Source organism: Clostridium perfringens, from assembly GCF_016027375.1.
GTDB classification, from domain to species: Bacteria; Bacillota; Clostridia; order Clostridiales; family Clostridiaceae; genus Sarcina; species Sarcina perfringens.
This window is the reverse complement of the sequence record NZ_CP065681.1, coordinates 3,067,407-3,079,806: the sequence shown is the minus strand read 5'-3', so window position 1 is coordinate 3,079,806 and position 12,400 is coordinate 3,067,407. Positions and strand designations below refer to the sequence as shown.

Sequence of the window (12,400 nt, the reverse complement as noted above, 5' to 3'; positions counted from 1 at the left end):
TATAAGAATAATAAATGGAGGGATTTGAGAATGAAGAAATTTAAATTAGGGTCTTTTGATTTCTGGCAAAAGTTTGGTAAGGCATTATTAGTAGTTGTTGCTGTAATGCCTGCTGCCGGACTTATGATTTCAATAGGTAAAGTAATGGGAATTTACATTGATGTAGATTTCATAAAAACTATAGCGAGAGTTATGGAGGATATAGGTTGGGCAATAATTGGTAACCTAAACTTACTATTTGCCGTTGCAATAGGAGGATCTTGGGCTAAAGAACGTGCTGGGGGAGCTTTTGCAGGTACCATAGCATTTGTTCTTATTAATAGAATCACTGGCGTAATATTTAGCGTAAGCAATGCTATGCTAGCTGGAGATTCAACTGCTACAGTTCAATCTTTTACAGGGCAAACACTTTTAGTTAAAGATTACTTTGTTTCAGTGTTAGGTGCTCCAGCACTTAATATGGGTGTATTTGTTGGTATTATTTCAGGTTTCTTAGGAGCAGCTTTATATAATAAGTACTATAATTATAATAAATTACCTAATGCATTAGCATTCTTCAATGGTAAACGTTTTGTACCTTTCATGGTTATAATAGGCTCAACAATTTCAGCAATAATACTTTCTTTTGTATGGCCATTTGTACAATACGGATTAAATACTTTTGGTCAATGGATAGCTACATCTAAGGATACAGCTCCAATAATAGCACCATTCTTATATGGTACATTAGAGCGTTTATTATTACCATTTGGATTACACCATATGCTTACAGTTCCAGTAAACTATACAGAGCTTGGTGGAGTTTATCATATACTTACAGGTCCAACAGCAGGGCAAGTAGTTGCAGGACAAGATCCATTATGGCTTGCTTGGATAACTGATTTAAATAACTTTAAGCAAGCAGGAGATATAACCTCATACAATCAACTTATAGGGTCAGTGGTACCTGCTCGTTTCAAAGCAGGACAAGTAATACTTTCAAGTGCTTCATTAATAGGTGTAGCATTAGCTATGTATAAAAATGTTGATCCAGATAAGAAGAAAAAATATAAATCAGTATTTTTCTCAGCAGCCATAGCAGTATTCTTAACTGGTGTAACTGAACCAATTGAATTTATGTTTATGTTTATTTCACCAATATTATATGTAGTTTATGCAGTAATTGCAGGTTTAGGATTTGCCATAGCTGATATAATAAACTTAAGGGTTCATGCTTTTGGATTTATAGAGCTTATAACTCGTTCACCACTTATGATAAATGCAGGCTTAACTAAGGATTTAATAAACTTTATAATAGTTGCAGTAGTATTCTTCTTCTTAAATTACTTTGTATTTAGTTTCTTAATTAAGAAATTCAAAATAGCTACACCAGGACGTATGGGTAACTATATTGATAATGAAGATGAAAATGCAAATAAAGCTTCATCAAATAGCAATGCTTCAATGGATGAGTTAGCAGTTAAAGCTATTGAATTACTAGGTGGAAAGGAAAACATAGTAGATGTAGACGCCTGTATGACTCGTCTTCGTGTTACTGTCAAAGATATTGAAAAGGTTGGAGATGAAAAAGCTTGGAAGGATAATAAAGCCTTAGGTCTTATAGTTAAAGATAAAGGGGTTCAAGCTATATATGGTCCTAAAGCAGATGTATTAAAATCAGATATTCAAGATATCTTAGGTATTTAGGAGATTAAAAATGAAATTACTTACTTTAAACTGTCATTCTTGGCTAGAGGAAGAACAATTATACAAAATAAAATACTTAGCAAAAACAATAGTTGAAGAGAAATATGATGTTATAGCTCTTCAAGAGGCTAGTCAAAGTATTAAGGCTAGTATTAAAGAAGGAAATTTAAAAGAAGATAATTATGGATTAGTATTAATTGAAGAAATAAAGAAACTAGGTGGAGAAGAATACCACCTAGTTTGGGATTACTCCCATATTGGATACGATATATATGAGGAAGGTTTGTGTATATTAACTAAGCATAAAGTGGTAAATAGTGAAAGCTTTTATATATCAAAAAGTCACTCTAAAACCTTTTGGAGATCAAGAAAAATAGTAAAAGCAACAATAGATATTAACAATGAAAATATAGATTTTTATTCTTGTCACATGGGATGGTGGCATGATAAAGAGGAAAGCTTCACATTTCAGGTTGAAAACTTACTTGCACATGCTAAGGAAAGCAAAAATAGAGCCTTCTTTATGGGGGATTTCAATAATAATGCCTTTTTAAAGAATGAGGGATATGATTTTCTTAAGAGTAATGGGTTAATTGATACTTATGATTTAGCGGAAAATAAGGATTCTGGTGTTACAGTTAATAAAAATATAGCTGGATGGGAAGATAACACTGGAGAATTAAGAATAGATATAATTTTTACTAATAGAAACACAAAAGTTTATGATAGTAGGGTTATATTTAATGGAAAAAATAAAGAAGTTGTATCAGATCATTTTGGATTAGAAATAGAAACTATGTAAAGTGATTTAAAATTTTAATTGTGGAAAGTAAAATTTGGATTTTAGTATAATAATATAATATTTTGTTGGAAAATATAAATTAAATTATTTCTGTTAATTCTGTTTTAACTATATAATATTGTATTAGAAAATAGTTTTAAGAAAGATAGTACAAGTAATAAAAGTTACTTGTACTATTTTTGTTTTTAAGAGGAACTTTTTATTTTTTTAGAATAATTTTTAGGGGAAAGAAAAAAATTACTAGAATACTTTAGAAATTAAAGAAAGATAAAATAATATTTCTAATTCATAAAATTTATTTTATGTCCTTATAATAATGAGTTTTCTTTGAAAATTTGTATTAAAAATACAAATTTTAATAAAAAATACAAAGATTTTTTATTATTTAAAAATCATACATAATTTCAGAAGTAAAATTTTAAGAAAATAGTACCTTTTTTTAACATATAAATAAATTTGAATTTTTAGTAAATGTTTTCATAACTGTTATAATGAAATTGTAACTAAACATTTAAGACAAAATTAAGTTAGACTAAGAGATGTTGAGAGAAAGTTCAACTTAAAATTATTTAGGTTGAGCTTTATTTATTTTTAGGGAACTATAAACTTCAAATATAATTCCAGTAATAATCGAAAAAGTATAGGAGGAATAACTATGAAAAAAATATTAAACGTAGCACACAGAGGATTAAGTGGATTGTATCCAGAAAATACTATGATAGCTTTTAGGAAGGCAATAGAAGCAGACTGTGATGGTATAGAAATGGATGTTCATCTTACAAGGGATGGAGTTCCAGTTGTAATTCATGATGAAGAAGTTGATAGAACAACTAATGGAAGTGGGTATGTAAAGGACTTTACTTATGAACAATTATGTAACTTAGATGCTGGAATAAAATTTTCTGATGAATTTAAGGGAGAAAAAATACCTACATTAAAAGAGTTTTTTGATTTTATGAAGGATAATGACAAACTTATAAATATAGAGCTTAAAAATAGCATCATACATTATGAAGGTTTAGAAGAAAAGGTTTATAAAGAAATAGAGAATTATGGATTTGAGGATAGAGTTATAATATCATCCTTTGATCATTATTCAATAAGAAAATGTATAAGACTTAATAAAAATATAAAAACAGGAATACTTTATTGGGATTGTATCTTTGAACCATATAATTATTGTAAGGTTGTTGGAGCTTCAGCACTTCATCCTGAATTTAATAGTATAACAGAAGAAATAGTTAGGGATGCCCATGAAGATTTTCAACAAGTAAATGTATACACAGTAAATGAGAAAAAAGATATGGAAAAAATGATAGATTTAAACGTTGATATGATAATAACCAATTATCCTAATATTTTAAAAGAAGTTTTAGAAAATAAAAATAAATAAATATAATAAGGGTTTAATAATTTATTTTTTATAGAGATTTAAGAAATAAAATTTTAACTATGGTAGATGAAATAACAAAAGAGGGGGTAGAAAGGGATGAAAAATAATAATGCTAAAAAATGGATTACTCTTTTAGTTTTATGTGCTGGTGGAGGAATTATTTATAGATTACCTTATTTAAGAGAGGTTTTTTATATACCAATGCAACAAGCTTTTCATTTAACAAATTTTCAAATGGGTTTTTTAACAAGTATGTATGGAATAGTTAACTTTTTACTATATATACCTGGTGGAGTTATAGCAGATAAATTTTCTTATAAGATACTAGTTCCATTTTCTCTTATAGCCACAGGGCTTTTAGGATTTTGGTATGCAACAATACCATCATACACAGTATGTTTAATCATAAATGGAGCTTGGGCAATAACAACAGTATTTACATTTTGGCCAACTATGGTTAAGGCTGTCAGAATGCTTGGAGATAGTTCAGAGCAAGGTAAGTTATTTGGTATTTTAGAAGGGGGTAGAGGAGCAGCTTCTACAGTTGTTTCATTTATAGCCTTAGGAATGCTTGCAAAACTTGGAGAAGGTTTATTAGGAATTAGATCAATAATAATATTTTACTCAGTAGCACTTATAGTTATTGGAATTATAGCTTATTTCTTATTAGATGATTCTAAAGAAGAAAAGGAAATAAATAAACAAACAAGAGGAGATATTGTGCATGGTATAAAGAAGGTTGTAAAAATGCCAGAAGTTTGGTTAGTAGCAGCCTTAGTATTTACAACTTATGCAGCATTTTCAGGACTTGCATTCTTAACACCTTATGTAACTGAAATATTTGGTATGTCAGTAGCCTTAGGAGCATTTATAGGAATAATAAGAAGTTATGTAATTATGATGCTTGCTCCACCTATATCAGGGATTATTGCAGATAAAATGCATTCAACTATTAAATTTATGATAATAGGACTTACTTTATCAATAATATTCACTTTAGTATATGTGTTTATGCCAGGAAAAAGTGCATTTATAATACCTGTACTTATTAATATGTTAATCTTATCAATAATTTTACTTGGAATGAAGGGGGTGTTCTTTGCACCACTTGATGAAGTTAGAGTTCCAAGAGAATATACAGGTATTGCAGCTGGTATAGTTTCATTTATAGGATATGTACCAGATATGTTTATAAACTCTTACTATGGAGGACTTCTTGATTCACATCCAGGAATAAAGGGATATAATCTTATATTCTTATCAATGATAGCACTTTGCGTAATAGGATTAATCTGTGGAATTGTCCTTTATAAATTAGTTTATTCTAAGAAAAAAGAAAGTGTAGGAGAAAAGGAGCTTGAAGTAGCAAAGCTTAATTCATAATAAAAAAGGGGTTGTATCAAAATATAATAAAACTTACAAACATATTCCGAGAATTACTAGATTTCGCTAAGAATTTATAATCATTACTTCGAAAATAATTTAAATTCTAAAGCTCATCTAGATATTCTCTTCATAATGTTTGTAAGTTTTATAAAAAATTATTTTGATACACGCCTTTTTTTTATTTTATTATGGTTTTACATTTTATAAAATTTGTTGTGAAATTTTTGGGATTATTACATTTTTAAAAATATATCAAATATAACAATTGTTCATAGATTTTAATAAATACATAATTATGCCTATAATAAATATAAACTAACCTTTTTATATGTAAGAATATAATTTTATTTATAAAGATTTTTATTTTAAAATTAATAATATATAAATAAAATTTTTAGCTAATTTTATATGGAAAGGAAGGCTATTATGATTAATTTAAATGAAGAGCAACAAAAGGTTGTAAATGAACAAAAAAATAATATTATTTTGCTTGCCTCTGCTGGAACAGGAAAAACTAATACCTTAGCAGAGAGAGTCACTTCCATAATAAAAAATGGAAATTCAAAGCCTTCAGAAATTTTATGTATCACTTTTACTAATAAGGCATGTAAAGAGATGAGTGATAGGGTAATGAAAATAGTTGGGGGAGAGGCTAAGGAGATAACTATAAGAACTTTTCATAGCTTTTGTTTTGATGTAGTTAGAACTTATGCAAAGAGAAATACAGATATTTTTTCAGATTTCACAATATTTGATGAAGATGATTGTAGGGAAGTTATAAGTAAATTAAGTTATTACTATGCTACAAGCAATTTAATGGCTACTAATATGCAATTTCAAAAGGTTATTGATTTTATAAAGGTTGAAAGAGCAAGAATAGAAACTTTAGATGATAGAGTTTTAGATGAATATAAAACTGTAATTGATGAAATTTTTAAATTTAGAGAAGAAAAAATAAATCAAGTTTGTACTAACAAAGGAAACTTAAATTTAAACCTTAAAAATTATATTAAGTTTCATGGTCATGAATTAGTAACACTATATGATTCTAAGCTTAGAGAGGATCATGCTTTAGACTTTAATGATTTAATAATACTTACTAAGGAATTATTTAAGGATGAAAAAGTTGTTAGGGCTCTTAAAAATAAATTTAAGTATATAAATATAGATGAGGTTCAGGATACAAGCATTATAGAGTATTCAATAATTGAGAAGCTTTTTGAAGGAAACAATGTTCTTATATGTGGAGATTTCTTTCAAACCATATATAGTTGGCGTGGATCTGACCCAGAAATGATTTTTAATAAATTTAAAGAGAAATATACTCCTGTAGAAATTGTTTTTTCCAAGAATTATAGAGCCACCAAAAATTTAAATAAGGCTTCCTTAGAATTTTTGAACAATGCTTTTTCTAGCAAAGTTTCTACTATGTATAAGGACGGGATTTTAGCAGAATCAAAAGAAGATGGTGAGAAAATATTATTAAAGGAAACTAGAGGATTAAGAGAAGAGGCTAGGTTTATCTTTGATTATGTAAACAAGCTATGTGAAAAGAGTGAAGATTTAAAAAGAGTATGTGTTCTTACAAGGGATAATAACTATAATATAGGACTTAGTGAAGAGCTTTATCAAATCGGTGGATATGAGGGAGCAGATTTTGAGTTTATACTTGTAGATCAATTTAAGTTTTTTAGGAGACAAGAAGTTAAAGATATATTAGCCTTTTTAAAATTAATAGCTAATAGGTATGATTCTTTAAGTTTAAAGAGAATAGTTAATAGACTTCCAACAGGAATTGGTATGAGAACCTTAGAGGCTATAGAATCTTATAAGTACAAAGAGGTTGGTATAAGATTAGCAGATTATATAGATCCTCTTGTATTAGAATATGGAGAAAAATTTTCTCTACTAATAAATGCGTTTGAAAAAGAGAATATAATAGTTTTTGATGTGGAAAGTACAGGGGTTGATGTTACAGAGGATGAGATAATTCAAATAGCAGCCATAAAATTAAATAAGAAGGGGGAAGTAGTAGATAAGTTTGAAAAGTTTCTAAAGAATAAGAAACCAGTTAAGGATTCTTATTATGTTCATGGTTTTTCAGATGAAATGCTTCAAAGAATTGGAGAGGACAAAGAAAAAGTTTTAAAGGAATTTGTGGAGTATTCTAAGGACTCTATAATAGTAGGGCACAATGTTCAATATGATATAAATATACTATGTAGTGAGCTTGAAAGAAGTAATCTAGGAAAGCCTAAGTTTAAAACTTTTTATGATACTTTAGATATATATAGAAGATTTTATCCTGGAAATATAAATTATAAGCTAGAAAATCTAAGTAATGTTTATGATACTAAACATAAGCCAAGCCATGATGCTATGGATGATATTATTGCTACTGGTGAGCTTCTAGTTAGAGCAATAAATGAAAAGATAAAGGAAACTTCAATGGAAAGAATGGCTTTAATGTCAAAACATTTAAAAGCATTTACGGCTATTAGTAAGAAATTAAATGAGCTTTTTCAAATAGCAGAAAGCAAAAGACCTTACGAATTAGTTGCCTGTGTAATGAATGGTTTTAATATTAAAAGTATGTATGCTGGAGATGAAAACAAAGAAAAATTAAATAGATTAAGAGATTTATATGCTTTATTTAGAGATTTAGATGATAAGAGCAAAGGTAATAGAGATGCCCTGTTAGATATTATAAGAATAACAGGTCTTTCTAATGGAGAGTTAGAATCTTTAATAATAAATAGAACTAAAAAGCCTAGAATACCAATAATAACTGTGCATCAAGCAAAGGGCTTAGAGTTTGATACTGTATTTTTAGCAGGAATTCAAAATAATACATTTCCTTCTTATATGGCTATTAAAGAGGGAAATCTAGCAGAAGAAAAAAGAGTGTTTTATGTGGCAATAACTCGTGCAAAGAAAAGATTAGTTATAACATATAATTCTCAAGGAAAATATGGACATAGAAATGAAATAAGTCAGTTCATAAATTATATTCCAAAGGAGTTCTTTAAAATTATATGAGAAATATTTTAATTAGATATATAGTTTTTATAGGTTAAGAAAAGCTGAAGGTTGATATACTTCATATAAATCTGTATAATAATTCTGAAACTAAAGGATGGAGTGGATTTTAAGATGAGAATGAGAAGAAAGCCTTGGGCTAGACCAGAATTAGAAGCATGTGACTTCTTTGTAGCTAATCCAAAAGAGAATAAAGGTAATTGGAAAAATACTTTTAAAAATACAGAAAACCCAATATATTTAGAATTAGGATGTGGAAAAGGAACATTTATGGCTGTACATGGTTCTGACCATCCAAACATAAATTATATAGCAATAGACATAAAAGATGAAGTTCTTGTTTTAGCTAAAAGAAATATAGAAAAAGCATATGAGGAGAAAAATAAAGCCTTAGATAATGTTAAATTAATGCCTCAAGAGATTGCTTTAATAGATACTATATTAGATAGCAATGACAAGATAGAAAGAATTTATATAAACTTCTGTAATCCATGGCCTAAAGATAGACACAAGAAGAGAAGATTAACTCACACAAGACAGTTAACAAAATATAGAGATTTCTTAGTTGAGGGTGGAGAAATCCATTTTAAAACTGATGATGATGAGCTTTTTGAAGAATCTTTAGAGTATTTTAAAGAGTGTAATTTTGAGATAACTTACATAACTCGTGATCTACATAACAGTGGATATGAATACAATGTAGTAACAGAGCATGAAGAAATGTTCTCAAAACAAGGAATAAAAATAAAGTTCCTAATAGCTAAAAAGCTATAATTTTACTTGAGAGTTTAAATTTATAAATATTAAAAATAAGATATCTAAAAAAGGACCAATGATTTATTGGTCCTTTTATTTTGTTATTTATTAAAATTGTTCTTAAATTAAAGCATAGATTAGTATATTATTTATCTTTTTATTCATTTAAAATCAATCCATATTTCTTCATTAACACTAAGTATATAAATGATAATAAACATCCTGCTAACCCGTATATAGCATCAACAATATCTTTCGTGTTTATAATACTTAAAAATAATTCATATACAAAATTTCCTAAAATTAAACTTATACCTAATGCAATTACATATCGAAATTTAACATCAAATAAGATAATAATATAACCATAAAACAAGTAAAAAAGAATACTTAAGGAAAAGTTTGATATATGTGAAGTAATAGTGTTACTAATGAATACAATATCACTATTAGAACTATTAATCCATCTAATAATAATTAAAATGAGACAAAAACAAACTAGTGAAAGATAACATATATTAAATTCTTTTTTTATATTGTATTTATATTTTAGTTTCATAGTATTTCTCCAATTTATATGTACTTAATAATATAATAAAGTTTTAATTCTATTATAATACAGAAAATCATTTTACTTTACTTGTTTTGGTGTTCTTGTTTAAAAATTGTAATATAGGTTTATTTATAAGTTGTTTATTATGAACTTGTCTAGTTTCTAGATTTAAGTGATAAATTTTAGAAACATAAAGAACTTTAAAAAAGTATATTTATTACAAAGATGAAATGGTATACAATGTATCTGAAGTTGCTTAGGAATTCTATAAAATTAAGTCAACTTTTAGTTAAATAGTAAAGAATAGAATTTAAATAAATTTAGTTTTTAATTAGTGTTGATTAAAAAATTACTTAGGTTTTAATTATAACTTAAGAAGCACATTAAATTAAAATTTAGTTTTAATTTAGGAAATAACTAAATAATAAATATTTGAACTTGGGGGTAAAGAAAATGAGTTTATCAACTAACGAATTAAAAGAGATTGTAAGAAAAATTGGTAAAGATTTATCAGCTAAAATAGAGGACAAGAAGTTACAAGAATTATTTTATAATTGCTTTATAAATACAATGGATACAACTGTAGAGGTTTCAGAGGGAGATGCTTTTGTAATTACTGGTGATATTCCTGCAATGTGGCTTAGAGATTCCACTTCTCAAGTAGAGCATTACTTACCATTTGTTAATGAATATCCAGAATTAAAGGCTATTTTTACTGGATTAATAAATAGACAAATAAAATGTATATTCATAGATCCATATGCAAATGCCTTTAATAAAGAGCCTAATGGACAAAAATGGGACAATGATATAACTAAGGATAGTCCTTGGGTTTGGGAAAGAAAGTATGAAATAGATTCACTATGTTATCCAGTTAGATTAATACATAAGTATTGGAAAGAATCTGGCGATGAAACTTTCTTTAATGATGATATTAAAAAAGCTTTCAATATGATAATAGATCTTTGGAGAGTGGAGCAGTATCATAGAGAAAAATCAGATTATAGCTTCCAAAGATTAAATTGTTCAGTAACTGACACTTTAAGCCATGAAGGATTAGGAACTCCAGTTACTTACACAGGAATGACATGGTCAGGATTTAGACCAAGTGATGATGCTTGTGAATATGGATACTTAATTCCAGCAAATATGTTCGCTGTAGTTGCCTTAAGATATATTTCAGAAATTGCAGAGAAGGTTTATAAGGATGAAGAGCTTAAAGAAAAAGCTGATAGTTTAAGAGAAGAAATAGATAATGCTATAGAAAAACATGGAAAAGTTTATAAAGAAGGATTCGGAGAAGTTTATGCATATGAAACTGATGGCATGGGTAACTATAACTTCATGGATGATGCTAATGTACCAAGCCTTTTATCAATACCTTATTTAGAGTACAAAGGAATTGAAGATGAAGTTTACCAAAATACTAGAAAATTTATTTTAAGCAAAAATAATAGATTCTTCTTTGAAGGAAAAGCTGCTAAAGGAATTGGAAGTCCACATACTCCAGACCAATATATTTGGCACATAGCTTTATCAATGCAAGGGTTAACAACAAATAATCAAGAGGAAATAGATCAGTTAATTAAATTATTAAAAGAAACTGATGCAGGAACTGGATACATGCATGAAGGTTTCCATGTAGATGATCCAGCTAAGTTTACAAGAGATTGGTTTGCATGGTCAAACTCATTATTCTCACATTTTATATATGAGAAAGTTATAAATAAAAAATAATAAATTTGCTTGTTTTAACTTAATTAGTGGTTATTTTAAAGAGTTATACTCTTTAATACTATCTCCAGTGTTGTTTAAAATATAAAATTTTATTACTCTTAATAATCCTCTAATTAAGTTAAATATATATTTATAGATTTTAATAGGCTGTATAAAAATAATTATAAAACTTATAAATAAATTCCGAGAATTACTGAATTTCGCTAAGAATTTATAGCAATTACTTCGAAAATTTTACTAAAGCGAAAAACTCCCTTCGGTCAAACAGTTTCGCTTCTTAACGTAAAATCTTCTACGTAATAGCTTAAATTCTAAAGCTCATTCAGATATTCTCTTCATATTATTTATAAGTTTTATTATAATTTATTTTTATACAGCTTTTTATTATTTTCAGAGTTTTATTGTTTAGGGTTTTATTTGAATAGAGTTTGGAGAAAAAGGTAAAAATATACTGAGGTGAATTTATGAAAAAGGTAAGCCTAATTTTAATAAATATAATCTTAGTATGTAACTTAATAGCTTGTGGAGCACAAGGAAATGAAATTGCCATAAATTTTATTGATAATGAAATTGAAGTTGAAGAAAATGAGAAAAGAGATATAACAATACAATCGAAAGATAAGTATAAGCAGTTTAGAAATAGTAATACGAAAATAAAGAAAGAAGATTTAAAAACTTATTTTCATAATGATAAAACCTTAAAAGATTTTGAAGTTCCAAAGAAGAACATAGAGGAATATGAAAATTGGTTTATAAATATGGCTAGAGATAGAGGTGAAAGTGCTAAAGATATTTCTGATGCCTTTAGGTCAGTAGATATGTTAATAGGAGAGGATATAGTTAAATTCCCAGTTATAATAGATACTGTTATTTTTAATGATAGAGAAGCTTATGCCATAGCTTACTTATGTGAAGAAGGAGAAAATTTAGATATGGAAGCTCAGGAGGCAATGGAATTAAAAAGATTTGATGAAGTATTAATAATTGGAGTATATAAGGATTCTTCTGATATATTTTATAAAGATAAATATAGTTTAAAATAAAATTT

General features: G+C 27.4%; 8 protein-coding genes. All 8 read left to right on the top strand.

Features of this window, described 5'->3' with window-relative positions; all coding sequences use genetic code 11:
- The first annotated feature begins 30 nt into the window (after nt 1–30).
- The 8 genes from I6G60_RS14275 to I6G60_RS14240 all read left to right on the top strand — a co-directional run bounded on the left by I6G60_RS14275 (nt 31) and on the right by I6G60_RS14240 (nt 12,395).
- Nucleotides 31–1,686, top strand: coding sequence for a PTS transporter subunit IIBC (locus tag I6G60_RS14275; protein ID WP_003480115.1), 1,656 nt, complete (start codon nt 31–33; stop codon nt 1,684–1,686).
- A 10-nt stretch (nt 1,687–1,696) separates the two neighbouring features.
- Nucleotides 1,697–2,488 (top strand): endonuclease/exonuclease/phosphatase family protein, encoded by a 792-nt coding sequence (locus I6G60_RS14270; protein WP_096071694.1) that lies wholly within the window; start codon nt 1,697–1,699, stop codon nt 2,486–2,488.
- A 655-nt stretch (nt 2,489–3,143) separates the two neighbouring features.
- Nucleotides 3,144–3,881 carry a glycerophosphodiester phosphodiesterase gene (locus I6G60_RS14265; RefSeq protein ID WP_096071693.1) on the top strand — a complete coding sequence of 246 codons (738 nt, stop codon included), beginning with the start codon at nt 3,144–3,146 and terminating at the stop codon, nt 3,879–3,881.
- Between the two features lie 96 nt (nt 3,882–3,977).
- Nucleotides 3,978–5,264 (top strand): MFS transporter, encoded by a 1,287-nt coding sequence (locus tag I6G60_RS14260; protein ID WP_096071692.1) that lies wholly within the window; start codon nt 3,978–3,980, stop codon nt 5,262–5,264.
- 429 nt (nt 5,265–5,693) lie between these two features.
- A complete protein-coding gene (locus I6G60_RS14255) occupies nt 5,694–8,306 on the top strand; it encodes a 3'-5' exonuclease (protein WP_096071691.1) in 2,613 nt (870 codons plus the stop codon).
- Nucleotides 8,307–8,420: 114 nt separating this feature from the next.
- Nucleotides 8,421–9,080 (top strand): tRNA (guanosine(46)-N7)-methyltransferase TrmB, encoded by a 660-nt coding sequence (trmB, locus tag I6G60_RS14250; protein ID WP_003478877.1) that lies wholly within the window; start codon nt 8,421–8,423, stop codon nt 9,078–9,080.
- A gap of 988 nt (nt 9,081–10,068) precedes the next feature.
- Entirely contained in the window at nt 10,069–11,352 is a 1,284-nt protein-coding gene (locus tag I6G60_RS14245) for a glycoside hydrolase family 125 protein (protein ID WP_111744023.1), read from the top strand.
- Nucleotides 11,353–11,816: 464 nt separating this feature from the next.
- Nucleotides 11,817–12,395, top strand: coding sequence for a hypothetical protein (locus I6G60_RS14240; RefSeq protein ID WP_110003141.1), 579 nt, complete (start codon nt 11,817–11,819; stop codon nt 12,393–12,395).
- Nucleotides 12,396–12,400 lie beyond the last annotated feature (5 nt).